We start from the raw sequence: 25,687 nt of genomic DNA, 5'->3' as shown, positions 1-25,687 counted from the left end.
GCTGCACGCTGCACGACAAAAGGCCCCGGCCGGGAGATGTTGCATCTCCCGGCCGGGGCCTTGTCGGTTGTCTACACCATCAGCTCCATCACGACCCGGTCTGTCCGCACCCGCGCCACCTCCACGAACCCGGCCGCAGCGAACAGCGACATGGTGCCGTGGTACAACTCCGCCGACGGCGCCTTCGGGCGCAGCGCCACATCCACCTGGTACCCCTCCACCACCCTGGCCCCGCCGCCGCGGGCCTGCGCGACCGCCCCGCGCAGCAGCGCCGCCGCCACCCCGCGCCGCCGATACCCGACCCGCACCACGAAGCACGTCACCGCCCACACGGATGCGTCGTCGGGCTCCTGCCGACTGCCCTCCGTGACCACCTTCGCCCGTTGCAGTCTCGAATACGCCATTTTGGGCTCGACCGCGCACCACCCGACCGGCTCCCCGTCGAGATACGCGATCACGCCGGGTCCGGGCGAGCTGGCCTGCACCTGCTCCCGCAGCATCCCGGCACACGCGTTTGCGGTGGAGGTCTCGAAGTCCCGGTTCGCCAGCTTGAAGTACTGGCACCAGCACCGTGCGGGGTCGCCGCGGGTGCCGAACACCTGGCTTACGTCTTCCCACGGCACGGATGCGACGGCTTCGACCCTGACTTCGCGCTCTGCTGGCATGCACTCACGCTACGCCCGCAGAGTCGCACCGCCGCGCTGTACGTGCGCCGCTTCGCGCGTGGCACGCCACCCGCGAAGCGGCGCAGCCCCCCGCGTAACGCTGGCGCGCACCATGAGGACACCGGCCCGCAGATTCCGCGCTCAAGCGACGGATGGTGTCCGCAAGCGCTCCCGGGACGCGGTAAGATATTCAAGTTGTCTCCTGCTGGTTCTGTTCGCTGGAATCGTTGCAGGAGCGGCGGGCTGTGGCGCAGCTTGGTAGCGCACTTGACTGGGGGTCAAGGGGTCGCAGGTTCAAATCCTGTCAGCCCGACCAATTGAACCGGCTCTGATCTGCGGAAACGTGAGGTCAGGGCCGGTTTGGCATTTGAACCCGTAGCCGCTATTCCCTACTTATTCGCGAAGTATTCGCGGTGGCTGCCGGATTGGCTCTAGCCAGGTCCTCGAGAATGCGCGCAACGTCGGCGGCGATCGCCGGTTTGGAAATGTAGAACTCGCGGGTGATCGCGGGGGAGGAGTGGCCGAGCTGGTGGGCGGCGGTCTCGGCGTTGACACGTTCGGAGATGAGAGTGGCCACGGTCTTTCGGAACGTGTGGGGCGTGACCCAGTCGAGTCCGGTGTCCTGACGGATCTGCCGCCAGCGCCGCTCGACGTTGTTGACCTGCTGCCAAGTGCCGTTCCGTGTCGAGAACACCGCGTCGATCGGGTTCACGGGCGATGCCGTATGCCGGCGCTTGAGCATGATGATGGCAAAGTCCGGGAGCGCAACTGTTCTCACGCTGGAGTCCGACTTCGGGCGGGCCTTTCGGTATGTGCCTTTGCCCGGCTCCGTCTTGATCGTGCCGTTGATGGTGAGGTTGGGCCGTAGGGCATCGAGGGCAATGTCCTCCCAGCGCAGGGCGAGGATCTCGCCGATCCGCGCTCCAGTCGCAAGCATGAGGTCGATGATGTCGGCCATGTCGCCGGACGCCTTTGGTCCAGGCCGTCGCTCAGTCGTCCACGCACCGAGCGCTTTGCGCACCGCGCTGAGGTCCTCGAGGCTCAACGACCGGGGCTCAGACCTCTCGCGGTGAATACGTGAAGTCTGCTGGACGGGGTTCACGGCGAGCGCGTCGTGGCGAACCGCCAAACCCAGCATCGCGCCCAACACCACCTTTGTCTTGCGCTGACGGCTGATGCTGGTCGCCCGGAGCTGGACCAGAAACAGATCCAGTCGACTTGTTGTCACTTCCCGAAGGCGCAGTCCGCCGAATTCGGGTATCACGACCTTGGTGAGTACACGTTCGTACTCGTTGATCGTTGTGCCCTCGATGCGGCCCTCATCGCGCAGGTACTTGAGCCACAGCGTGGCGAGCGTGGCGATCGTCGTGGGGCAGTGATCGCCTGTTGCGTCGGTGTTGCGCGGTCCACCAGTTTCTCGCGCAGGGCACGTTCCGCGGCCGCGACGGTCGTGCCGGTGGCTGTGACTTCTCGGGCCACGCCGTCCTTGTCTCGGATCCGGGTGCGTGCGCGGTAGACACCCTCGCGAACTCGCGTCGTTCGGATCGTGCCCCAGGTGCCCAAGGATGTCGGTGGGCGTCCGCGTCCCATCTTGTCGCCCTGTCAGCGCGGCCGACTAGCACGGGACAGGGAGACACCCGCTGCTGCTCCGTCGTCGCGGCCGCCAGGGAGGTCGTCGAAGCTCTCGACATGATCGGCGACCCAGGCGTCCAGGTCAGAGCGACGGTAGCGTAAGCATCCGCCAAGCTTCACCGCTGGCGGGCCAAATCCCGTTCGTCGAGTCCGCCAGGTGTACAGGGTCGCCTTCGGGATCGAGAGGTAGGCCGCCGCCTGGTCGATCGTGAGGATGGCGCCCCCCATGGTGGCGTCGATCGTCATGTTCATCGTGTGCTCCTTTGCCGTAGCGAGAAAGGGTTTGCCCTCGTGCTGAAGGTGCGCAGCAGCCACCAGCTTGCCCTTGAAACTGTAGGAAGGCGGAGCCAGTTTTTATTGCGGTGCCGCGTGCGAAGCCGCACGGATCGTTGTGCCCGCAAGGGGAACCCTGTGCGGGCTGGCTTGCCCACAACGCCGTCCTGTTTCTCCGGAATGCCCGAGGCTGTTGACAAGTTCGCTGTCACGGGACAAGCCTGTGAAGGTGACGACACCTAAGAGAAGCCCTACGGCTCTTGTGCCCCGTGGGACGGACGATGACGACCTCGAGGTCGTTGCCTGGGGCGGTCCTACCGGGGAATGGCTCGAGACTACCGTGGCGGTTCGACCGAGTCCCAACCTCGAATACTTCATTCGCACTATGCACCGTGAGGGGATGCGGACGATGGGGCACGGGGTCGGTGTCTCTCTGGATGGCAGTATTCAAGGTGCTGCCCGAACGGCGGTGATGGACTTGTTTCTGTCGGCGATCCCGCCGGAAGTACCTGGGTCCGAGTCGATCGCTGTCGTCGAGGAGGCTATGGGCCGCGCAGCCGAACTCGGCGATCAAGTTCTCAACCGGGAAGTGTGGTCTCTGGATCGGCTGGATGTTGACGATCGAGTCTTTGCTCTGCTCGTACTCCGCGTTCCCGAAGGATTCGCTGCGGTTGCCGATATCGGTCCGTGCTTCGTCGGAGCCTACGGTCGATCGCAGCCACCAGTGTGGCGGTGGACCTTCCGGCGAGCCGCAGAACTGCACTCCTCCCTGTGAGTCCGAATTCGATCTGACTCGCGGGGGAACGCCCAACGGTCGCCCACAGAGGATCGATTCCGTGACAGACGCACCGGAGCCGTTGAGCAGTACCGATCATGGGAGTGCACCCGTGCTTGCCCGACGGGTGCGGACCCTCGAGCGAATACGCGCGTTACGTGGAGGATTTCAAACCGGCCAGACGGAGAACGGCCGTTAGCCCGTCGGGCGTTCCTGGCCAGTGCCGTTGGACCGCATCGCTGCCTGCCCGACGAGTCGCGAATCGAAGAGCGATCGCGACAACGATGGCGTCGTCCGCGTAGCCGAGAACAGGGACGAAATCCGGAATGACGTCTATCGGCGACAGCACGTGCCGAGCGCAACATCACCTACGCCGCACTGACGATCGCCATCGCGATGACGCTGAATAACGACCCGGTCTATCGGCTGCTCGACGGGCTCGCGAGCGGCGTCAACGCGGTTACTCTCATAGCGGATGTTGCGTTGATGTTCGGCGTCTTTTTCCTTGGCCGGGCCGTGATGAAAGCCTCCGAGCATCAACCGTGGGCCGTCCGGCTCGTGCTCAGCCGGTTCGTACTCGTGACCGCACTCATCGCTGCGGTCATTGCGTTTCTCTTCATCGATCGTGGCGGCACCACGACCAACTTCATGCTTGACCTCGGTGCGCAACCAGCGGCCGCCGCCTACTCGATGATCCAATTCTCATACTGTGGAATCGTCCTGACCGCTATGGCAGCACTCGCTGCGCGGCAGCTCCGAAGCAGCAGGGGCGTAGAGCGGCTACCCGCTGCTTCTCTGCTTGTCGGAAGCATCTTTGGGGTCGTTCTCAGCGTTGTCGTCATCACAATGGATGTCGCCCATGTGGCCACCAAGCTGGAGTTGATGGCGGCCATCTCAGTCGCGTATGGACCAATGCTTCTGCTGACGATCTTCTTCCTCTGCCTCGGGTTCGCCGGCCAGCCTGCCTCCCGTGCTCTGCAGGCGCGCGCTCGTGAAAGGCAGACCCGGATGCTCATCAAAGAGCTCGGGCCGATCTGGGCCGAAGCAACGAGGGTTCGGCCGGGGATCAGCCACAACGAACACGTTCCGTTCCACGCTGACAAGCCCGAGACACTTCTCCATCGCCAGGTCGTCGAGATCCGCGACGCGATGATAGACGCGCGGGTTGCGTTTGAGGTCGACGACCAGGACAGGGAACTCGTGGAGCGCGCCGAACGTCACCTGCTCGGAGCCGGTTCGTCCGATTCAACACCTGTCGCTGCACCGGCAGCAGAAAGAGAAGGGCAGCAGCGATGAGAGCCGGTTGGGCGGTTGCTGGAGGGGCTGCCGCCGCTGGAATAGCACTCGGAGGGCTCGGACTGATGATCGCGAGGCGCCTGACCGCCCCCGCAAGCGGGCGAAGCTACGACCTCACCATTCGAGGCGTGGACGACTCGGGGGAGCGGCCCATCGTCATCCTCGATCGCACGTCGGCCACTGCAGCGCCCGGCCTCTACTGCCTCATCCTCGAGAACGGTGGCTGGGTCCGGCTGTCGCACGACGTCGAGGACCGCGGGCCGGGACTCGTCGGCCGCGAGGTGCTGGGGGAGACGGGGAAAGGCTTGGCTGCCGGCGAGCGAGCATCTTGGAGCGGCATCCTCTTCGCAAGCCCGGAGGATGCCGACCAGGAGGCCACGGATGTCGATGTCCTGACGGATGTGGGCCCGGCACCCGCCTGGCTCATCAATCCTCAAGGCGACCCGACGACCACGTGGGCAATCCATATCCACGGTCTCGGTAGTCCGCGCGCCGGGACGCTTCGTGGAGTTCAAGTTGCCTCGGACGCCGGGTTGACGTCGCTCGTTGTGACGTATCGGAACGACGGGGAGGGACCAATAGCGGGTACTGGTAGATCCGAACTCGGTGCTGCCGAGGTAGATGACGTACGAGCGGCCTTGTCCTTCGCTCGCGACAACGGCGCCCGCAACGTCATCCTCTTTGGATGGTCGATGGGTGCAGCCATTGCACTACAGCTTGCCGCCGAGCACGAGCTCCGCGGCATCGTTGTGGGGCTCGTGCTTGAGTCGCCTGTCCTCGACTGGGTCTCGACGATAGAAGCCAACTGCGCACGGTCGGGCCTGCCTGCATGGAGTGGCGCACTCGCTGTGCCGTGGCTCAATTTGCTGCCGCTAGTTCGAATGACCGGTCTCGCCGGCCCCGTTGGTTTGCGCAGTTTCGACTGGATTGCCCGCGCCGGAGAGCTGACGGTGCCGATGCTGATTCTCCACGGCAACCTCGACACGTCGTCGCCGTTCGAGGCTTCGACCCGCCTCAGGATGCTTCGTCCCGACATCGTCGACCTTGAGACATTCGGCGCTGATCACACGATGGGCTGGAACTCGGATCGCGAGCGTTGGAGGGCAGTCGTCTCTGCGTGGCTGGCTTCGCTGGCCGCGACAGCGAAGCCAGCCGGGATCTCAGGGTAGGTCGTATTGGTGCACGTGTCTGAACTCGCACCATGCAGGCAAGTAGACCGATGCTAGTTGACTCGTTCGCACCGATACCAGCAAGAATACCCGGCCACGCCCAGTCTTCCCCTACTAAACCCGGTCCACTCCAGTATCATCGGGAACGCTGACCTACTCGGGTCCGCTACGCAGATGGAGGGCCTTTGTGACCGAGCCTTGGCTGTCCGCAGACGACATCGCCGCCCACCTTGGGGTCACCAAAGACACCGTCTACACCTGGATCGCCGAGAAAAACATGCCCGCCCACAAGATCAGCCGTCTGTGGAAGTTTCAGGCCAGCGAGGTGGACAAGTGGGTCCGCAGTGGCGGTGCAGCAGCGTCAGGAAGTTCTGAACCTGACTGAACCGCCACGCCCCAGACTGCCACCGTCATGGATGTCGGTGGTTCGCTATAGCCTGATCGACTGCCCTAAACCCGGAAGAAGACACCAGTTGGCGATAAGTACCGACGCGCATGGTCGTTACGCGCTGTCCTTCACTAGTGGGGGACTCCTGGTTCGTGAGGCTGACCAGGTCGCGTCGGTGTACTTGCGTGAGCGCGACTGGGGTAGAGTACGGCAGGTCGCCATCGAGGGAAACCTCCTTCAGGCGCGCACTACCTCATCGACCGTGCGCGTGACTCGGGAGACGATTCAGCGGCTCAGCGTCTTGGACGACGCCGAGCTGGAGCTCCTCGCTGATTCGAGCCTCACCGAACGTTGCCACCTAATGTGGGTGGCCACGTGCGTACCCCCGGAAATTCTTCACTATGACCGCGTCTAATTTCATATCTCCCCCTGTGAAGCGCCTGGCTCTAACGGATGCTGTGTCAGCATCCGCTCGACTGTGTTTCCTACACACAGAGTGTCCTATATCCCCTGTGTCTTGAAACACATGGGTTACGCGACGCTCGCTTGAACCAAGGAACGCGGTTGGCCGAGGGGCGTGCTCCTTGCCGAAAGGACGCTGTGCGACGCATTAGTCTCAGGACATGAACCTCCGCCGGAAGATCGAGCTCCTTACCAACCAAATTGATGATGGGAACCTCGGGACGCCTCGAGATTTTGACGGTTGGCTCAACCGAACTGAAGTCGTTTTGCGGAGCGTTTTCGGTGCTGATAGCGCGATGCACAAGAAGTTCGCTGGGGTCAGCTACAGCCCAGATTTCTATTACGAGGGAATGGACATTAGCGGCTATCAACCCCAGGGAGTTCGAGAAGTCATTTCCATCCTTGAGGCGGGGATTCTTGAGGCTGAACTTGCGGATGAAGATATAGAGCTCGCAGTTGAAATTGAGAATGTCATCACAACCACTGAGACTCCGGAGCAAAGTGCTGAGGCTGCGCGTGATGGACGAGTCTTTATCGTCCATGGCCACAACGGCGCGTTGAAGCATGAGTTGGCGCGATTTCTCGTCTCCCTAACTGGTCACGAGCCGGTGATCTTGCATGAGCAGGCAAACAATGGACGCTCGCTAATCGAGAAATTCGAAAACAACGCGGCGACAACTGGATATGCCGTCGTGCTCCTTACGGCTGATGATCTGGGGCGCGCCAAGGATGCGGACGCGGACCGCCCGCGTGGGCGCCAAAATGTGATCTTTGAGATGGGCTTCTTTTTTGGCGCTCTTGGTAGGCGGCGAGTAGCTGTTCTCTATGAGGAGGGAGTCGAGGAGCCTGGTGACGTTACGGGTCTTGTCTATATCCCAATCGACTCCGCGGGGGGGTGGCGACTCAATGTGGCGCGCGAGCTTAGCGATGCTGGGATTCCGGTCTCGTGGGAAGCGCTCGCTCGGTAACGTGCTTCTCGCGAACTTGCGTACCGCCGATGTCGTTTCGCAGCACATTTCTCAGAGTCACGGTTAGGCAGAGGATTTCGAGCATGTTCTCGTTGTCCGCTTGAACAGCCAATGCGTACAGGGGTTGGCGGTCGCTCTTCCGGGTCGGCCACCTCGTGCCAGACGAGGCCAAGTCTCCCGTCGAGAGGAGTTGGCCCGACGTTACCAGCGAAAGCATCGACGTCTGTAAGAAATGGGGGAGGCGTCGTACCCTGCCAGCATGCCCCCAATCGAGTATGACGGGATCTACGGAGAATCCGATCATTGGCTTACTGAGGAGCAGGTAGCTGCCGTCGAATCGGCTCTAGTGCCTTCCGTGCGGCCGGAGAGCGACGTTGCCGGGCTGGTGGATATCGATTCAAAGCGTGCCGAACGCGCCCGAGGACGTGGCTGCTGAGCCATGTTCTCGTCTCGCCACACGTCCCGGGGCGTCCCTTGAATGGCTGGTCGAGGTGGTTTACTCGATCCGTGGTGAAGTTGCCACTGATCCCGGAGGACTCTTGGCATTCAAGCAACGATCGGCGCCAGAACTGACGGCAGCTACCCCGGAGCAGCTCTTTCAGCTTCTCCCTCGGACCGGCAAGAGCGTTGCGAGCTTGTGGTCTCATCAGGCGGACATCTTGCGTGACTACGCACAGAACTTTTCTACGTCGCGCGATCTAGCGATAGAGCTGCCGACTGGAACGGGGAAAACGCTCCCAGGTCTCTTGATCGCGGATTGGCGTCGCCGTTCCAAGAAGGGGCGAACCGTGTTTGCCTGCCCCACGGTTCAACTCGTGCGTCAGGTGGTGTCGGCCGCCAAACGTCAGGGCATACCCGTCGTCGATCTTTCAGGCTCCGCCAAGTACTGGGACACGGCCGATAAGGTCAAATTCGAGAGCGGTCGAGCGACAGCAGTCGTCACGTACAGCTCGATCTTCAACGTCAATCCCAAGATCACCAACCCTGACCTGATCATCTTCGACGATGCCCACGCGGGGGAGCAGTACGTCACGGCTGCATACACGGTCAACGTCGATCGCGGTAAGCATGCGGAAATCTATGAGGATCTGATTGAGGCTCTGAGGGAAGGGCTCAACAAGGAGCTCATCATGAACACGCCGAGTGCCGGCACGCGACGGTCGGTAGATGTTGTCTTCCCCGTGCTGAACGACGACTGGCTGGGCCCATTAGACGCTGCGTTGAGCAAGCTCGGCTTGAGAGACGACAAAGCGTGGAGGGAACAGTCGTTTCGGTATGGAGCATTGAGGGGCCACCTGTCCGCATGCTCGGTGTATATCACCTGGGACGAGATCAGTATTCGTCCCTTAGTGCCGCCCACCTTCGAAAATTCCACGTTCTCCCAGGCAGCCCAACGCATTTATCTCTCCGCAACGCTTGGATCGGGCGGCGAGCTGGAACGTGCCTTTGGTCGCCCTGCCATCAAGCGGCTTTCGCTGCCTGAGTCAGCTGGGCGGCCAAAATCGGGACGGCGCTTCGTAGTGTTCCCCCAAATGGTCCAGGGAGCCGACCCGGAAGCGCTGTCGCGCACACTAATCGAGCTGGCTGGTAAGGCGATCGTCATCACTCCCAGCGACTTCGCGGTAAGCCACGCCGAGGCGGCGCTCGTCCCCGCGAATTGGGCAGTCTTCCATCGCTCAGACGTGGAAGATTCCTTTGATGCGTTCGCAGCATCCTCGAATTCGCTATGTATCCTCGCGAACCGGTATGACGGTATCGACCTACCGGGAAGCGCATGCCGAGCTGTAGTTCTCTACGGGCATCCCAATGCGACCCACCTTCAGGAGCGTTTCCTTGCCTCGAGAGCGCGGGCATCCGCTGCTATTGACGAACGCGTTCGAAGCAGAGTGGTCCAGGGCACAGGTCGGTGCACGCGCGGGCCTGAGGACTGGGCAGTGGTCATTGTGGCCGACCCGGACACAACAACCTACCTCTCGCGTCCGGAAGTCCAGTCAGCGCTGGACGAGGACCTGCAGGCCGAGGTTCGATTTGGACTGGAGCAATCAGAAACCGCGGCGGACGAGCTCATCGAGAACGTGCGCGTGTTTCTCGAACAGGGAGAGGCATGGTTGACGGAGGCCGAACCGATCCTGAGTGAGTATCGGAGCGAGGTCGTGAGACGGCAGCCTGATGCGGCCGTCGCGCTCGAGGTATCGGCCTCCTATGAAGTTTTGGCTGTCGAATGTGCTTGGCATGACGATTGGCAGGGTGCGGGCGAAAATTTCCATGCCGCTGCGGAATCCCTTTCGAATGCCCGATCGGCCCGGGGTTACCACGCGATGGAGCTGTTTCTTGCCGCCGTGTACCTGAACGCTGCGGGAAGAAGGAACGACTTGAGCGCGGTCGTGAAGGCTGCAGATGGTCTCGCGGATCGTGCAGTCCTAGCGGCGACCCCGGCGACATGGATGAAGGGGACGATGCCTTTGCCGGGACAGTCAGCCAAACCCAAGGCTCCCTCTGACGCTGTTGCCATCCGGGCTCTGGCGAAGGCAGTTCGCGCGACGACGAATAGTGGCAAACATGACAAGCGAGTCCTCGCCATGCATGAGGGCCTTGCCGACGTATCCCATACTGCTTTTGAGCCGGCACTTTCGATGCTCGGTGACCTGCTTGGCGCCAACGCTTGGAAGCCAGACGGGGACGGACGTGCGGACTCAGTCTGGTGCTGGGATAACGAGTTGTGGATGACTCTTGAGGCAAAGAGCGAACACAAGCCGGAGGGCGCTATCGGGTTGGATGACGTGCGGCAGACCAACCATCATCTGGAGTTCTTGGCTGCCGATCTGAACGCCGGGATCCCACCCGGCAGCGTCAGCATCATGATCTCGCCCAAGGATGTATTCAAGTCTGACGCAATGGTGATCGCTGAGGCATTCACCTACAAAGTCGATCCTGAAACGATGAGAGATCTAGCTCTCTCCGCAGAGCGGCTCTGGAAGAGACTCATCACATTGCGAAATATCGCCGACGATGCCGATCGTGAGGATGCCGTGGAAGGAGCGCTCACAGACATGCGACTGCTTCCGTCCGACGTTGTCGATAGGTTATCGCTAGAACCGATCCGCGGTTCATGATTGAGGATCGTGCTGATTTGAAGGCCATAAGCGGTGCCCTGAGCTCGCTGACCCACGATTTGAAGGGCGGCTCGGCACACTCGTCCGGCATCAGTCCAACGCGGGTGACGCAGCTCCCGGAGGGATCGAAGGAAGTCGTTGACAGGACTCCTCTGCGACTCACCTTGATCGAGAATGCATATGATTCGCTGAACGAGTCCCTCGGGTATGTCGAAAAGGCCGCTGTCGATCCCACTCGGTGGAAGTTCGCCGTACTCAATCTGGTCCACGCGGTTGAGCTTGTGATCAAACAGCGCCTTTTCAATGAGCACGCGCTCTTGATTTGGGAGAATATCGACCAGCCAGGCAAGAACACGGCCTCACTCGGCAAGGCATTGACGAGACTTTCGAATATCCACGTCGGTGTGCAGAAGTCCGATCTAGAGGCGATCAGCACGGCGATCAAATGGCGAAACAACATTACACACTACGAGGTTGACCTCATCGCCGAAGAGGTGAGGGAGAACTACCTGCTCATCTTCGAATTCTTAGATGGCTTCCACCACCAACACTTCAGCGGCTCGCTGTCGGAGCATATCGACAACGCTCACGTCCAGACTGCCATGGACCTAGTGGAGTCTTTTAACAAGGAGTTCATCGAGTACCGGGGCCGCATGATGCATCGCAGGTGGCCGCGTCGGTTAGTTGCGGCTCAGCAAATCGTCGTTCTGAGTCGGTCGTGCGTCGAGTACGCGAGGCTTCGGTGGGGAGCTGAAACGCATTGGTCAACCTGGATGAGTGATGATGAGCCTCTCGACTATTGCCCCGACTGCGCCGCCGGCATTGCGGATCTCCATGGGCCATATTGTGACCAGGAAGAGTGCCCGAGCTGCGGGGGCCAGCTGCTCTCTTGCGAGTGCGAATTCGATGACAGCGAGATCTGGGGGCTCGAAGCGGACCTCGAGCCGGGGGAAGAAGCAATACAGACTGCAGGACTAGCTACGATCGATCCCCATGAGTGACAGAGAGACTGCCGGTGAAGGACGCGACGGCGGCGGTAGCGGAGAAGGGCAAGAGGACTTCTCCGAACTTCTTGAATCGCTCGCCCCCGTTCCTGTGTCCGATCGGAGATTCCGGGTAACTCTCGGGGATTCCGTTGCGAAGTCATTGGGCGCGTCGGTTTCTCGGTTGCTTTCTCAGCACGAGTTGTTGTCTAAGAATGCGGCGGCTTTGATCGCGCCCACATTGCTGTGGCAGTCCGGTCTTGGTGATTCCTTTGTCAAGTCTGTAAACGCGTCCGTTGGCCCGTCGTTTGCTCAGCAGGATTTGTTGTCGAAGAATTTGGGGACTTTGATCGCGCCGACGTTGCTGTGGCAGTCCGGTCTTGGTGATTCCTTCGTCAAGTCTGTGAGCGCGTCGGTTGGGCCGTTGTTTGCTCAGAACGAGCTGTTGTCTAAGAATGCGGCGGCTTTGATCACACCCGCGTCGATGTGGCAGTCGAGTCTTGGTGATTCCTTCGTCAAGTCCGTGAGCGCGTCGGTTGGGCCGTTGTTTGCTCAGCAGGAGTTGTCGTCGAAGAACTTGGGGTCTTTGATCACACCCGCGTTGCTGTGGCAGGCGGGCTTTGGGGATTCTTTGGTGCGGGCAGTCCCCATCAACGGCATTCTCGAGCGTTGGGCATCAGACCTACTCAAGGACCTGCCAACGCGCGCAGACCTGCGGCGCGGTTTATTTCCCGCGAACCTCTCTGCCGTCGATGACATTGAACTCGACAAGTGCGAACACATCATGTTGAACGAGGGACTTCCTATTGCCTGGGTGCCTCGTCCGGCCACAGTAGAAGCAATCTTCTCAGCACCGAATGCAGCGAAACGTCGTGCCGTCTTCGGCTCGCGATGGCGGAGCATCATCACAGACTGCGAAGAGCTTCTTCAGCGCATGCAGTCAGTGCAGACTGCACCGTACGTGGGCTACGCCCTGAAATCGGCACAGGGGCTTCGAGAGGGACATCACGAGTTGTCCCAGGCGTTCACGGCGACAACGCTTGATTCACTACTGCAAAAGCAACTCGGGCAACCACTTCGTAGGGATGTCCTCGGTCGGAAGCGTTTTGATGCCGAGGGCTTCTCCTCGCGACAGTTCTTTGCATTCAGCCAGCTGTGGGGCATTCACCGCCCGTACTTCCCGAGTGCGGGCGACAAGATCCCCCATTCGTTCAACAGGCACGGCTCAGTCCACGGTGTCTCTAAGCGTCAGTACAGTCGGATCAATGCGGTGATCGGTCTCGCCCACTTGACGAGCTTCCTCTGGTTTGTTGACTCGACTTACACACGCCGTCGGCCGACATAGACTCAATGGCCCATCGCCCCGTATGGCTCACTGGGTGCGAGTCAGGGTGGATGTCCTGGTGCCCCTCCGGAAGCGTGACGACGGGCATATTCTCGACCTCGTCGGTACGGACTGATTGCTGCCGGTCGAAGGTGGCGCGACTCCCTGCTCGTTCCCGGTCCAGGTCCGGGACTCGCTCGTCCACAGGCGCTCGGGGCTCCACGGCGAGGGACTCCTGATCGGTGGCGGCTACCTGCTACTCGGAACCATTGGCCGGATTCACCGTACTAAATCACACCTGAATCGCTGATAGCAACTCGGAAACTCTTGGCTCTTTCCGTGGTGTCGACGGACACGCACAGTGCCCTGGCGGGCTATTGATACGGTAATGAATAAGGTCCGGGTGAGCCGGCTGCGACTTAGGAATTGGGGTTGTCGTGCGAAGTACTCTCGGTCATTTTTACCCGCCGACGGGGGCAGAGTTCGAGCATCTTTGGGCAGGCGCTGCCATCGTGGTCGACACGAACGTTCTCCTAGACTTATACCGCTATTCGGAGGCCTCGAGAACGGAGTTCGCGGCCGTTCTGCAAACCGTCTGCGACCGACTATGGATTCCTCACCAGGTTGCCCTCGAGTTCCACAAGAACCGTTTAAACGTAATTGACGAGCAAGTGTCGGCCTTCAACTCCGTAATCAAGAATCTGTCGAGCGCCCAGGCTGCCTTCGCGAAGGACATGGGCCAATTCCGCAAGAACGAGTCCGTTGACGTTGCGAAGTTCTTGTCCCACCATCAGGTCATGTCAGACGACCTGATCGCGATGGTCAGCGCTGCGAAGGAGGCACATCCTCACGTCCCTCACAATATGGACGAAGACACGACGGCGATTCTCGTGACCGCGCTTTTCGACGGTCGAGTAGGGGAGCCGTTCGAGGACGGCCGAATGAAAAAGCTTTACGAAGACGGGGCGAAGCGCTACCAGTCGCAGATACCTCCTGGATATAGGGACTCGAAGAAGCCCGAACCGCAGAGGTACGGCGACCTTGTCCTCTGGATGCAGTTGATGGAGCACGCAAGCAGCAATCAGAAAGACGTCCTTTTCATTACCGGCGACGACAAAGAGGACTGGTGGCGTCAAGAACACGGAAAGACAATCGGCCCCCGGCCGGAACTTGTACAAGAGTTCAAGAATCAAACAGGGCACCAGGTTCACTTCTATTCGTTGAAGCAGTTCTTGAGCCGTGCCCAAGAGGAATTCAATGCGAACATCAGTCAGTCAACTTATGACGAAGTTGAGAGCCTCTCAGTGCAGCACGAGTCTGAACGCCTGAACTGGAGCCTCTCCGCCGCTCGTGTGCGCTCTCAAATCCGTGAAACGAGTGTTCGGCTTGCTCTACTGGACTCGCCGAGAATGGGACTGCTCTCAAGCGCCACGCGCATGGCGCAGATCGAGGAGGAGCTGCGTTCCCTGGAGAGGTCCAAGTCGAGATTGGCCGATTCGCTAAACGGTGCCGACGATCCAGCAGAACAGGATGCGTTGACGGAAAAAATACTTGGCCTTCAAGCTGACATTGATCGTGCAATCGAGGCCTATATCGATGAGCAGGAGACTCAGGCATCGATAGCTGATTCTCCCTCTGAAAGAAAGCGGCTGAATTTCCAACTGTTAGAACTCAAGCATGAGTATGAGACGCTCGCACCTTACGACATCGTCTGACAGCACCAGAGGCTCATCTGCACGAACGGGGCCTTTGGCTGGAGGTGAGTGCCCACGTCCGGTAGAACTCTAGACATACTCTCGATATACCTCGTCGGCTCGGGCTGGTCCCTGTCGGTCGACGTCGGCTCGAACAGCAGGGAATCCCTGTTGAGAGTCTCATTGGTCGGTAACTGTCGGTTCGTGGCGGCGGTGGATTTCGACTCAGTTGTTCGAGTCCGATCAGCACGGATAAGTAAGCAAAGCTGTGGCCACCCTCTCTCCAAACGGCGTCCCGCTCGGCGAGCATGCGAGGCTCGCAGCGTGCCCCACGTATTCACGAAGTATGATTCTTGAGTTGTGGTTGTGATCTCCGCTGTTGAACGCGTTTCCACGCGCGCCGGATTGTCTCGAAAGCTGGGTGTTTTGCCCTCACGGGCAGTATCGGTTCTTGAGCCGGACGGTTAGGTCCTTAGCGGTGGTCCGCCGGTCTCATCCGATGCAGGGTGTTTGGCCTTGTCCGGCCGCATCACGCCGGCCGGGTAGGTGTCCGTGTAGGGGTTGTGGAATTCGCGGTCGCGGCGGCGAATCGGGCGGACGATGGGTTCTCCGTTGACCGGCTTCTTCGCCTCCTCTTTGATCTTGTCGCTGATGAAAGCGGCGATCTTGCGGAGGTTGAAGTTCGTCAGCAGCATCGTCACGATGATCTGGGCGGCGCCGAATCCGCGAACGCGACGTCTGCTGGCGGACTCGATGTCTTCGGGTCCGTTGCTCTTGATCTGGCTGTTCAGCGACTCGATGGAGGCAGACTGATCTAGAGCCATCGTGTGGTGTCCTTCGTGAGTTCTTTGTTCGGTACTCACTGACCATCCCACGGTGGCTCTTCACGTTGACGAAGCAACACTCAGAAGCCGGAAACCACACCACTCACAGGGACGTAACCGGCTGGCTCTAGGCTGTTGTCCCTCAGCTAGTTCAGTGCGCGCTCGATGGTCACAATCTTTCGCTCCAGTTTCTTGAGCGTGGGGGATGATTCGTCCGAGAACTAATCGAACCTTTCGTGTTCACTGTGGACCTTGACCTCTGTCTTGCCGAGGATTCTTCAAACAGCCGAATCCTTTTCGAGGCAGTGACCTTGACGAGTCAGGAGCGCGCAATCCAATAAGCACTACTTTGGGGCGGCACCCGCGATGACCGGGCCCTTCTCGGAGTCCAGCACAAACCAGTTGGATGGTCAGACGATTCCTATCACACCGGACGATAGTCCTCGGGCACCTTCAGTTTGAACTTCGCGCGCTGGGCGATGAAGCCTTCGGCAAACCGGGTGTAATTGCGCAGCGCGTCCCCGTAGACGTTGTTCCACCCGTGGGAGAACACGAACACGTCTGTGGCTGCGCGCGCGGCTTCGACAGCGAGCGTCGCGGTCTGGGGGCTCTCGAGCTGTCCATCCTTTCCGAACCTCAACAGGTAGAGGTCGAGGGATGTTCTGTTTTCCGCCGGAATCTGAGCAACTGGACCGATCATGTCATCTCGCTTTCGCGCTGCCACACGGCTTGGCTCACCGCTGGCAATCCAGCTGTCTCAGGCGCTTCGTCGAGCCCGTGGTTGCCGTATTGCGGGGTACTGTACGCCCTACCTTCAAGCGTCGGAAGACCTGGCGAAGACGAAAGCCCCGGTGAAGAGTCCTTCACCGGGGCTTTCGTCTTGCTTATGCCGAGATCCGGCGGGTCACTTCTTGCCCGGAACCTTTCGCGTGACGATCACGTCGAAGGTGGCGGTGCGGGTGTTGCCCGCGGCATCCGTTGCCGTGCACGTCACGGTGGTCGTGCCGATCGTGAAGCGGCTGCCGCTCGGCGAGGTGCACTCCAGCGGGACGACCCCGTCGAGGGTGTCGATCGCCTCGGGCAGCGAGTAGCGCACCTTCACTCCGGCTGCTCCATTGGCGACGGCACGCACATCCGACGGGTCCGCGATCCGCGGGGCGAGCACGTCCGCCGGGCGGGCGGGCAGCTTCGTCGGGTCGACGATGCCCCAGTAGGCCGGGGTGACCTGCAGGTCGTCATCGAACGGGAGCGGCTGCTCCCACGGGCGCGCCATCGGCCAGGTGCGCAGCCAGGTGCGGGCGTTGCTGATGCCCCAGAAGGTGACCGACTCGATCGAGGAGTCGTGCTTCCGCAGCATCGCGAACAGGTCCCGGTAGTAGTAGCCGACCTCGGCCGCCGCGTCTTCATCGTTCTCGAAGGCCGGGCTGTACGGGTCGACCGGTGCGCCGCTGACATCCGCGCCCTGGTTCTCGGTCGAGGCGTTCACGTCGAGTTCGGTGATGGCCTGGAGAAGGTCCGGGTCGAGGCCCTCGACCGCCGTGATCGAGTCCTCGAGCCACTGCACCGGCCGGGCGATGTCGACGTGGGCCTGGTGGCCCACTCCGTCGATCGGCACGCCGCGGGCGATCAACGCACCGATCAACGAGACGTAGTCGGCCCGTTTCTCGGGCATCTCGGTGTTGTAGTCGTTGATGAACAGGGCCGCGTCCGGGAAGTACTCGTCCGCCAGCCGGAAGGCCTCGTCGACGAAGCCCTCGCCCAGCACCTGGAACCAGCGGCTGTCGCGCATGTCGTGCGGGTTGGCGGTGTCACCGTCGGCGATGACCTCGTTCACCACGTCCCACGCCCACACCGGGCTGTTGCCGTCCGGGTAGCGCGCGTCGAGGTGGGCGGCGATGCCGCCGATGTGCGCACGCATCCGGGCCTTGAGAATCGCCTGGTCGGCCGTGCTGTTCGTCAGCGGCCTTGCACCGTCGAGGAAGAACCAGGCCGGGGTCTGCGAGTGCCAGGCCAACACGTGTCCGTACACGTCGATCCCGTTGGCGTCGGCGAAGTCGAGCAGCTGGTCGAGCTGCGTGAAGGTGAACTGCCCCTCGACGGGCTGCACGCTCTCCGGCTTGCCGGCGTTCTCGGGGGTGAATGCGTTGAAGTGCTTTTTCACCAGGTCGGCAGCGGTACCGACCGTCTCGCGCGCGTCGATGGCGACGCCCACGTGCTCGATGCCATCGGCGACCAGCACGTCCTTCAGGGACGGGACATCCGTCTGGATCCCCTTCTCGACGATCGGCTCGATCACGAAGTCATCGAGCAGGAAGTCGATACCGACCGGGCCCTCGACGTACACCTGGACTCGGTCGGCGGCGGCCGCGAGCGTGTAGGTGCCGCTGAGGAGGGTCCAGCCGTCGGCGGTGACCTGCGCGCCCGCGCCGGCGACACCCTCGTAGGCGCTGCCACCGCCGTTGTCACGCTGCACCGAGATCTTCAGACCCGCGGGCGATTGCCCCGGAGCGAGCTTGGCCCAGACTGAAATGCCCAGGGCCGTGGCCACGGGCATGTCGGCGGTCACGTCGATCGTGGCGCCGTGCCACGGCTGGGTGCGAGTGGTGACGAGCAGGCTGCCCGAGCCGGTACGGGCATCGGTGCTGGGTGTCACCAGCACGCCGTCGCCGCGAGCGGTCCAGCCGTCGGTGCCCTCCTCGAAGTCGGAGGAGAAGCCCGTCGGCGCCGGGGCACCGACCCCGCCCTGCGGCAGCGTGAAGGTCCAGCCCTCGGCCACCTTCTCGGCGACGACGGTGGTGACCGCCTTCACCGTGTTCGTGCGGTCACCGCCGCCGTCGTGCGCGAGGACGATCGCGCCCGGGGTGAAGGCCGCGCGCAGGTTCGCCGTCAGGGTGGCCTCGCTCAGGTCGTTGCCGTCCCAGTCGAAGATCACCGAGCCGAGCCCGAGTGGCTGCATCCCCAGCGCCGCGGCCACCGCGCCGGTCGCGCCCCAGCTGCCGTTCGGAGCGCGGAAGTACGGAACGGCGAGCGTCGGATCGCCGACGGCCTCGCGGATGATGCGGAGGTTGGCCTTGAGGTCGGTCTCGACCTGCGCCTGCGTCCAGGATCCCATGTCGGCGTAGGAGGTGCCGTGGTTGCAGAGGGTGTGGCCCTCGGCCACGATGCGCTTGAGCAGCTCGGTTCCCTCGGCCTGCTGCACGTTCTGGCCGATGATGCAGAAGGTGGCGTGGATGCCCTGCGCCTTGAGAACGTCCAGGATCGCGGCGGTCTCGCCGGGGTTCGGTCCGTCGTCGAAGGTGAGCGCGACACGATTGCCGGTGCCGCGGGCCGTGCCGACCGGCGTGGCCGTCGCGGCGACGGCGCCACCGGGCACGAAGGAAGCGTCCGGGGTGGGCTGCCAGGTGTCGGGCTGCGCGGGGGCCGCAGTGCCGGTGATCTCGATGTCGTCGAGAAGGTAGTCGTAGGGTCCGGCGAGCGCGTCCGTGCCGATATAGGCGCGAAGGGTTGCGGGGTCCGAACCGGCGGGTGCTTCGAAGGTGCCGCTCATGGTGGTCCAGGCATCCGCTGTCACCGTTGCGTTCCCCACCCAGGTGTAGGCCGGTTCGACAACGAAGCGGGCCGAGGTGGTCGTGCCTGCGGCGGCCGAGAGCTTCACCTGCGCCGTGAACGTGTACGAGCCACCGGGCTGCAGCAGGTTCGCCGGTGTCTTCACCCCGTCGTAGTCATTCGTGCGGCCCTGCACGAGCAGCGCCTTGTCGCCGTCGGCGTCTACCACCGAGAGCGTCGCCCCGCCGTTCTGGGTGAGCGGATCGTACGAGCCGTCCTCGAAGTCCTCCTGCAGGAAGACCGTCGCGTCGGCGGCTTCGGCCTGCGCGGCAGGCAGCACGAGGGCGCTGGCCAGAAGGCCGAACGCGGTCGCGCTCGCGACCAGTCCGTAGCGCCGGAGCGGACCGTGTTCTCCGCGGGGGAGTGGGTGCCGCGCAAAAGAAGCAGCGGCTGGGAAGCGGGGGCCGTGAGCCCAGAGCGGATTGTTCGTCATCGTATATCACCTTTCGATCGTTTCGACGCCGGTGTCAAAACAGGTATTCGTACCATAACGGCGCGTTCGGGACGCGGTCAAGGATTTTCGACGTTATTTGTTGGATTAGGCAACGAATCGATGTGGGGCCCGTCGGGGCTCACCGGAAAGCGATATCGAAGGGTGAGCACGACCGACAGCCGACCGGAGGTGCGCTCTTCGACGTGGCTGACATGCTCGACCGCGTGGTGCCTCCGGGGGCGTGGGCCAGCGCGGAAAGTGGGCGGCGAGATACAGGCGCACCTGGTGTCTTGGAAAGCTGTTGCTTTTCAATACGCAATCTTCGTTCCTCGCCGGAAACGCGGATGCGACGATCGCAAATCCTACGGTTGGTCGAAGGAGGGAACTTCCCAGTGGGCTCACCTTCGAATTCGTAGGGGGTAGGGCGTGAAGTTCACTGAGATTCCCGGGGAGCATTCAGGAACACCACGATTGCGCATTCCCAGTCTGAGCTCCACACGACCTTCCCCGTTGGAATCCTTGATGCGGGCACCCTGCGGGCACCCTGCGGGTGAGAGATGTGACGGCAGCGACCTATTCTCAGACGCTACCGCCGCCGATGGTGAGCCGCTTCCTTGAACTAGTGGAGGCTGTGGATGATCTCCTCTTCGAGGCGATCGTGCCGGTCCGTCAGAGGCTGGTCGAGGAACTGGCCAAGTCGGATCGTGCCGCGATGGTTGCCAGGGGAGTCCGCCCGCTTGTGATCAACGCGTCGGATGCTGACTTCGATCCGCGAACCAAGCGATTGCCCTATCCCACTTCGAACAAGCTGCACTGGTCGTCGACACCGCTGAGCGGCGAATAGATTCGCGCCTCGCGCTGGGTTTGATCCGAGACTGGTCAGGCGCTGGCCTTCCTGGAGGAAAACAATGAGGGCTGTGGAGGAAATGGAGCTCCACCTTCACCGACGATCCTCTCCCTGCTGGCTTTCGCAAACGGCCCACCAAATGTCCCGGAAACTCAAGGGTTTTCGGGACTTTTTTGGTTAGAGATTTGACTACCCCATCACAAATCCATCTTTTACTCCTGCCTGGAGCCGCTGAGACGGCCTTCCTATCCGGGGCGGCGACGTCGTTCTCGGTCCATCCCGATCCTCCGGGATTGCGGTGCGCACCTCCTGGGTATGAGCATCCACGACGACTACCCAACCTCCTCTTCCACCCCCTCCACCGACGCGTGGGGCCTGGAACCCCTGATGGACATCACCGAGCTGGCGTCCTACCTGGGCATTCCTATCTCCACCGTCTACGACTGGCGGGTGCGCGGCAAAGGCCCGACGGCCTACCGGTTCGGCAAGCATCTGAAGTTCGCCATCTCCGACGTGCGGGCCTGGATTGCCGAGCAGCGGGAGCCCTCCAGCCCGCCCCGGCGCCCCGATCGGCGGTGAGCTGAGATGTCGCGGCCACGGTTGACGATCAGTACCTTCGGCGACGTCACCATCCGGGTGACGCCGTCCGGCCGATTCGAGGCGCGGACCCGCTACCGGGACTGGGACGGTCAGACGCGCCAGGTTCAGGCCACCGGAGACACCGCCCGGGCTGCTGAGCGATCGCTGAAGAGCAAGCTCACGACGAGATATCTGCAGCAGCCGACGAACACGTCGCTGACGCCGGACAGCTCGTTCGGAGACTTGGCGACGTACTGGCTCGAGGACATCGACATGGAGAATCGAATCTCGAAGACGACCCGGAATCTATACGAGCGCAACATGCGAACGCTCGTGCTCCCGGTGTTTCGCAGTCTCACGCTGCGTGAGATTGGTGTTGCTCGCTGCGATCACTTCATCAAGCAGCTGGCGAAGCTTTCCCACAGCCGGGCCAAGCAAGGCCGTGTCGTCCTGCGGCTGGCGCTGGCGGTACGGCATGAGATTCTCCCCAGCAATCCGATGGACCACGTGTCCCGCCTGTACCGCGAACCGCATCTCCCGGATGCGCTCACGGCCCCGGAGGTGAACGTGATCCGCGCGGCGATCGCCCGGTGGGAGAGCGCCGTCAATCACATCTCCGGGCCCAAACCCGACGGCCAGCTCGGCGCGATCATCGAGCTCATGCTCGGCACATCGGCCCGAATCGGCGGGGTGCTGGCCATCCGTCGCCGGGACGTCGACATCACCAGCGCCATACCGTCCATCCGCCTGGCCGGCACCATTGTCAGCCGCAACGGCGAGCAGACCTTCCGGCAGGACCACCCCAAAACCGCCAAATCGCGCCGCGTTGTGGCACTGCCCACGTTCACCGCCGACGCGGTCCGTCGACGGCTCGCCAAAGTCGGCAGCATAGGTCTGGATGAACTGCTGTTCCAATCCCGAGACGGCACCCCCTTGACCACCGCGAACGTGCGTCGACAATTGCGTCACGTTCTCGGGGGAGCGGGAATCGAGGATGTGACCCCGCACATGTTCCGCCGCACGGTTGCGACTGCGGTCAACGCCAACGCCAACATCGAACTCGCTGCGGAGCTGCTCGGCCACACGGACACGAAGATCATGGTGCAGCACTACATCCAACGGAGCGAGCTGGTGAATCCGGCGACCGCGGCTCTGCTCGACAGAGCATTCGCACCCGACGAGGACTAATCGAACAGTGATGACCTCCGAGCTCGGATGCTCGGTTGTGGCCGGGCCGGGTCAAGGCGCGAACCGGTAACGGGAAAGAGTCCAACGGCTTCTGCGAGATCCTGGGCTTCGCCTAGTACAGCCGAATCCAACCCCATTCTGCGGATCGGGGCCCAGTGAGCTCTTGCCGCGATCGAGACATCGTATTGTGAAGTACCTTCGCTCATGCTCGGAGGTAATTTGGGGGGATCCAATGATTCAGTACAAAGTACCTGCGCTGCGCGGCCACGACTACGTTGACGACCTCATCCGGTCGTCGCGTGGTTGGGATCCCGAGGAGCCCGTTCAAATCGAACTTGGGCATGGGAGTGTGTATCCGAACGGTGCGGTACCGTTCGCTGCGGCAATCGACACAATGCGCGAAGCGGGAAAGACTTTCACCGCCCCGAATCTGCCTGCAGAGAAAGAGCGATTGGGGGTCATCGACCCAATGACGGTGGACCGCTATGTCCGATATGAGACGGCACTCACGAACGTTGTTTGGAAGTACAGGAATGAGGATGAGGCTCACCAACTCACCTCGAAGTATATGGATGCACTAACAGACAAGGTTGCCTGCGAAGCCGGTGTCATCGATGCTCTCAATTGGTGCATTTATGAGGTTCTCGACAACGTCTTCCAGCACAGCAAAGCTCCGGCTGGTTACGTCATGATGCAGCTGCATGATCAGAGCAGAAAGTGCGTTATAGCTGTTTCGGATATGGGAGTCGGTGTCCAACAATCCTTGGTTCGCGCAAGTGCAGAATCACACATCGACCCATCCCAGCTCCGAGAGGCCCATTTGGCAATCGCTCACGCCGCTCAAGCGGGCGTCACCAGCAAGGGACGGATGAATCAAGGAAATGGTCTCTTCGGCCTTAGACGGGCAATCGAAATAAATGGCGGGAGTCTTTCGATCCGGTCTGGACGGGGACTTTGGATGTCAAAAGCTGGAGTGGTGACCGCGAGCAGCGACTTGAACAGACCTGTGCTCGACCCCGATCGCCATCAATCGACAACCGTTGACTGGCAACTCGACTGTGCCACGCCGGTGAGCATCAACGAGGCGCTCGGTCGCACGGATCGGGGGAGCGAACTGCTTGAAGAAATCGAGGTAGGGCCCGGGCATTACCGGATAGATGCGGCCGAGATTGAGGACTCAATCGGTTCCCGCGTCAAGGGAAGCGAGGTTCGAGTGCGCATACAGAACTACCTCTCCGCTGGTGCAAAGCAGATTGTCGTGGATCTGACACAAGTGGGTGTCGTTTCATCCAGCTTCGCCGACGAGGTGCTTGGCAAGCTTGCGCTCGAGATGGGGGAGCTGGAGTATCGCCGCCGGATCTTCATTGATGGGGCATCGGTCACTAACCGTGGGCTGATTGAGAAAGCAATTGAACTCCGTCTTGCATCTGGGGGTTAGTCGTACGGATTGGCGGCCACAGAGAGCACCACGCATTCGGCAGCGGGGAATTTAGGGAATCGCTGGGCGCTTCATCGTCTGGCAAGCGATCGCACAATCGTCTCAGCGGCAGTCGCGAGATGACGTTCGTTGTTTTCCAGCACGCGCCCAGTCCGGCATCGACACCTGCCCCGACTCGCTCTGCGGTTCTCGAACAAGGCATTGCCCGAATTCGGAACCCTGTGCGGTCACTTCCCGCGACTTGAGGAGAAAGTCCCGGCGGTCGCATGGGAATGTGGTTGCATGGCCGAATGGGAACAAGGGGATGGGCGGCTGCTGCGTTGTGCGGGCTGGCTATCTTCATGGCATTGCCGCCTGCTGCGGCGATATATGCAGTTCGCGATCCAAGCTATTCGTGCGTTGTGGACGCACTCCCGGCGTCGCGCGAGAGCGTGGACCCTGCACAGCCGATCGTTGGCCGGATCGCGTTGATCCCGCTGGGGTTACAGTGCGAATTCACGTCCATGACCGGGCGGGCGATGATATTGAAACCCGATTTGGTGTTGACGGCTATGCTCGCCACTTCAGCTGCTTCCATTCTCGCGGCTGGCTTGGTGCTGGTCCAGGGGAACAGCCGTCGGCGAGTCCTTCCGGGTGCAGAGAGACGCCGAGAATGTCCTAGCGAAACGGTCTAGAGCTGGCTGCACCCACGGACCGCGAAACGAACCCCGATAGCTAGAATTTGATTGGCTTCCATCGCGGTGCTTCGATGGGGTCAAGTGCCGTTTCTGGAGGGACTCTTCGCAATTTGAAGGACGACCGAAAAAACAGTAAGGCCAATGAACCATCGACTACTGCGCCGAGGGCGTAGCTAAATGTGAAGTTGCCGCCCCAGACACCGCGAGGGAGACCTCGTAGACAACGCTGAGGACCGCGCGCCGGAACACTTCGTGGCGTTCAGGTCGCCGCGGATGCCGGGTTGACGTCGCTCGTCGTTACGTATCGGAATGACGGTGAAGGACCGGTCGTTGGGGCGGGGAGGTCCCAGCTCGGAGCCGCTGAGGTTGATGATGTGCGCGCGGCTGTGCGCTTCGCTCGCGAGAACGGCGCACGCGACGTCGTCCTCTTTGGGTGGTCGATGGGTGCGGCCATTGCACTACAGCTCGCCGCCGAGCACGAGCTTCGCGGCGTCGTCGTGGGGCTCGTGCTCGAGTCGCCTGTCCTCGACTGGGTCTCGACGATAGAGGCGAACTGCGCCCGCTCGGGCCTGCCTGCATGGACCGGCGCACTCTCCTTGCCGTGGCTCAACTCCCGGCTGCTAGCTGCAGTGACGGGTCTCCGGAACCCCGTTGGACTACACCGTTTCGACTGGATTGTTCGGGCCGGAGAGCTAACGGTGCCGACACTCATCCTTCACGGCACACTCGATACTTCTTCGCCGTTCGAGCCCTCAACTCGCCTCTGGGAGCTGCGACCTGACCTAGTCGACCTTGAGGCTTTCTACGCAGATCACACAATGAGCTGGAACTCAGATCGCGATCGCTGGCGGGCAGTGCTCACTTCTTGGCTCGCCTTGCTCTAATTTGTGGGATCAACGAACTTCGCCTGCGGGCGACGCGGCTGGGATCGACACACTCATCTGCGGTCTCGTAGGACCTGACCGGGCCCGGTTGGCCGCGACGGCGGCCGACCACCGTGCGACGAGCGTCCTGGTGGACGCGTTGAGTGGGATGCATCCAAACAGGCCCCGCCGACCAGCCTCCAGTGTTAGCAACCGAGCGCCCTGCATTACTGGCGTGGATTGCCGATCGGCGGGTGCTCGATGCCGCCGCCACCCACCCCGCATGGTGGGTCCACCTCGCCGAACGGTACGAGTGCCTTGCTGTGCGCCTCGAGGAACGCAGCATGGCGATCGCCATCGAGCAGCCCGACTGGGCGCATCAGCCTGGCGACGTCATGGATGAATGCGTCCGCCGGCAGGAGCGGTTGCGCCTCGCGGTCGGCCACGGCCGATCTGCTGCGGGAAGCGTAGCGTGCGCCTCACCGTGAAG

The 25,687-nt window shown here is 61.8% G+C and carries 21 protein-coding genes, 1 tRNA gene and 1 pseudogene; 15 read left to right on the top strand and 8 right to left on the bottom strand.

Translation table 11 applies throughout. From position 1 onward, the window contains the following. Window positions 1-71 precede the first annotated feature (71 nt). Window positions 72-665, bottom strand: a complete 594-nt coding sequence (locus tag E3O62_RS12020) for a GNAT family N-acetyltransferase (RefSeq protein WP_134398664.1) — start codon at window positions 663-665, stop codon at window positions 72-74. 239 nt (window positions 666-904) lie between these two features. Here E3O62_RS12020 and E3O62_RS12015 point away from each other — a divergent pair. Next, window positions 905-981: transfer RNA gene (locus E3O62_RS12015), tRNA-Pro, on the top strand. A 66-nt stretch (window positions 982-1,047) separates the two neighbouring features. On the opposite strand, the gene E3O62_RS16830 is transcribed toward E3O62_RS12015, so the two are convergent. The 3 genes from E3O62_RS16830 to E3O62_RS12000 form a co-directional block, all read right to left on the bottom strand. Then, entirely contained in the window at window positions 1,048-1,623 is a 576-nt protein-coding gene (locus tag E3O62_RS16830; RefSeq protein ID WP_198413791.1) for a site-specific integrase, read from the bottom strand. Between the two features lie 644 nt (window positions 1,624-2,267). Then, window positions 2,268-2,549, bottom strand: a complete 282-nt coding sequence (locus E3O62_RS12005; RefSeq protein WP_134398663.1) for an AlpA family transcriptional regulator — start codon at window positions 2,547-2,549, stop codon at window positions 2,268-2,270. Window positions 2,550-3,499: 950 nt separating this feature from the next. Further along, window positions 3,500-3,694, bottom strand: a complete 195-nt coding sequence (locus tag E3O62_RS12000; protein WP_134398662.1) for a YkvA family protein — start codon at window positions 3,692-3,694, stop codon at window positions 3,500-3,502. Between the two features lie 47 nt (window positions 3,695-3,741). On the opposite strand from E3O62_RS12000, the gene E3O62_RS11995 reads away from it, so the two are divergent. The 9 genes from E3O62_RS11995 (at window position 3,742) to E3O62_RS11955 (ending at window position 14,763) form a co-directional block, all read left to right on the top strand. After that, window positions 3,742-4,641, top strand: coding sequence for a DUF6545 domain-containing protein (locus tag E3O62_RS11995; RefSeq protein WP_134398661.1), 900 nt, complete (start codon window positions 3,742-3,744; stop codon window positions 4,639-4,641). Between the two features lie 128 nt (window positions 4,642-4,769). Then, window positions 4,770-5,810, top strand: a complete 1,041-nt coding sequence (locus E3O62_RS11990; protein WP_241973466.1) for a S9 family peptidase — start codon at window positions 4,770-4,772, stop codon at window positions 5,808-5,810. A gap of 187 nt (window positions 5,811-5,997) precedes the next feature. Then, window positions 5,998-6,195 (top strand): helix-turn-helix domain-containing protein, encoded by a 198-nt coding sequence (locus E3O62_RS11985; protein ID WP_134398659.1) that lies wholly within the window; start codon window positions 5,998-6,000, stop codon window positions 6,193-6,195. 31 nt (window positions 6,196-6,226) lie between these two features. Next, window positions 6,227-6,613, top strand: coding sequence for a BrxA family protein (locus E3O62_RS11980; RefSeq protein WP_241973465.1), 387 nt, complete (start codon window positions 6,227-6,229; stop codon window positions 6,611-6,613). 208 nt (window positions 6,614-6,821) lie between these two features. Then, window positions 6,822-7,628, top strand: a complete 807-nt coding sequence (locus E3O62_RS11975) for a TIR domain-containing protein (RefSeq protein WP_134398657.1) — start codon at window positions 6,822-6,824, stop codon at window positions 7,626-7,628. A 539-nt stretch (window positions 7,629-8,167) separates the two neighbouring features. Next, window positions 8,168-10,741, top strand: coding sequence for a DEAD/DEAH box helicase (locus E3O62_RS11970; protein ID WP_166786474.1), 2,574 nt, complete (start codon window positions 8,168-8,170; stop codon window positions 10,739-10,741). Next, window positions 10,738-11,742: a hypothetical protein gene (locus E3O62_RS11965; protein ID WP_134398655.1), complete on the top strand. Its 1,005-nt coding sequence runs from the start codon at window positions 10,738-10,740 to the stop codon at window positions 11,740-11,742. The genes E3O62_RS11970 and E3O62_RS11965 overlap by 4 nt, the downstream gene beginning before the upstream one ends. Further along, the gene (locus E3O62_RS11960; RefSeq protein WP_134398654.1) at window positions 11,735-13,069 is read left to right on the top strand and encodes a hypothetical protein; all 1,335 of its coding nucleotides are present in this window, start codon (window positions 11,735-11,737) and stop codon (window positions 13,067-13,069) included. The genes E3O62_RS11965 and E3O62_RS11960 overlap by 8 nt, the downstream gene beginning before the upstream one ends. A gap of 416 nt (window positions 13,070-13,485) precedes the next feature. After that, window positions 13,486-14,763, top strand: a complete 1,278-nt coding sequence (locus E3O62_RS11955) for a PIN-like domain-containing protein (RefSeq protein ID WP_134398653.1) — start codon at window positions 13,486-13,488, stop codon at window positions 14,761-14,763. 443 nt (window positions 14,764-15,206) lie between these two features. On the opposite strand, the gene E3O62_RS11950 is transcribed toward E3O62_RS11955, so the two are convergent. The 3 genes from E3O62_RS11950 to E3O62_RS11940 form a co-directional block, all read right to left on the bottom strand. Further along, entirely contained in the window at window positions 15,207-15,566 is a 360-nt protein-coding gene (locus E3O62_RS11950) for a hypothetical protein (RefSeq protein WP_134398652.1), read from the bottom strand. Window positions 15,567-15,990: 424 nt separating this feature from the next. After that, window positions 15,991-16,266 (bottom strand): hypothetical protein, encoded by a 276-nt coding sequence (locus E3O62_RS11945; RefSeq protein ID WP_134398651.1) that lies wholly within the window; start codon window positions 16,264-16,266, stop codon window positions 15,991-15,993. 204 nt (window positions 16,267-16,470) lie between these two features. Then, the gene (locus tag E3O62_RS11940) at window positions 16,471-19,605 is read right to left on the bottom strand and encodes an endo-1,4-beta-xylanase (RefSeq protein ID WP_134398650.1); all 3,135 of its coding nucleotides are present in this window, start codon (window positions 19,603-19,605) and stop codon (window positions 16,471-16,473) included. 559 nt (window positions 19,606-20,164) lie between these two features. Here E3O62_RS11940 and E3O62_RS11935 point away from each other — a divergent pair. The 5 genes and pseudogenes from E3O62_RS11935 to E3O62_RS11915 all read left to right on the top strand — a co-directional run. Continuing rightward, a complete protein-coding gene (locus tag E3O62_RS11935) occupies window positions 20,165-20,449 on the top strand; it encodes a hypothetical protein (RefSeq protein ID WP_134398649.1) in 285 nt (94 codons plus the stop codon). Between the two features lie 318 nt (window positions 20,450-20,767). Beyond that, window positions 20,768-21,031, top strand: coding sequence for a helix-turn-helix domain-containing protein (locus tag E3O62_RS11930; protein ID WP_241973464.1), 264 nt, complete (start codon window positions 20,768-20,770; stop codon window positions 21,029-21,031). Between the two features lie 21 nt (window positions 21,032-21,052). After that, window positions 21,053-22,219, top strand: coding sequence for a tyrosine-type recombinase/integrase (locus E3O62_RS11925; RefSeq protein ID WP_241973463.1), 1,167 nt, complete (start codon window positions 21,053-21,055; stop codon window positions 22,217-22,219). Window positions 22,220-22,451: 232 nt separating this feature from the next. After that, window positions 22,452-23,657 (top strand): STAS-like domain-containing protein, encoded by a 1,206-nt coding sequence (locus E3O62_RS11920; protein WP_134398647.1) that lies wholly within the window; start codon window positions 22,452-22,454, stop codon window positions 23,655-23,657. Between the two features lie 952 nt (window positions 23,658-24,609). Then, window positions 24,610-25,218, top strand: a pseudogene (locus E3O62_RS11915) (alpha/beta hydrolase family protein); the annotation flags it as partial. A gap of 206 nt (window positions 25,219-25,424) precedes the next feature. Here E3O62_RS11915 and E3O62_RS11910 read toward each other — a convergent pair. After that, window positions 25,425-25,643, bottom strand: a complete 219-nt coding sequence (locus tag E3O62_RS11910; protein ID WP_134398645.1) for a hypothetical protein — start codon at window positions 25,641-25,643, stop codon at window positions 25,425-25,427. Between the last annotated feature and the right edge of the window lie 44 nt (window positions 25,644-25,687).

Source organism: Cryobacterium sp. TMT2-15-1 (genome assembly GCF_004402345.1).
Lineage (GTDB): Bacteria > Actinomycetota > Actinomycetes > Actinomycetales > Microbacteriaceae > Cryobacterium > Cryobacterium sandaracinum.
Note: the sequence above shows the minus strand (reverse complement) of the source record. Positions and strands in the feature narration are given on the sequence as shown.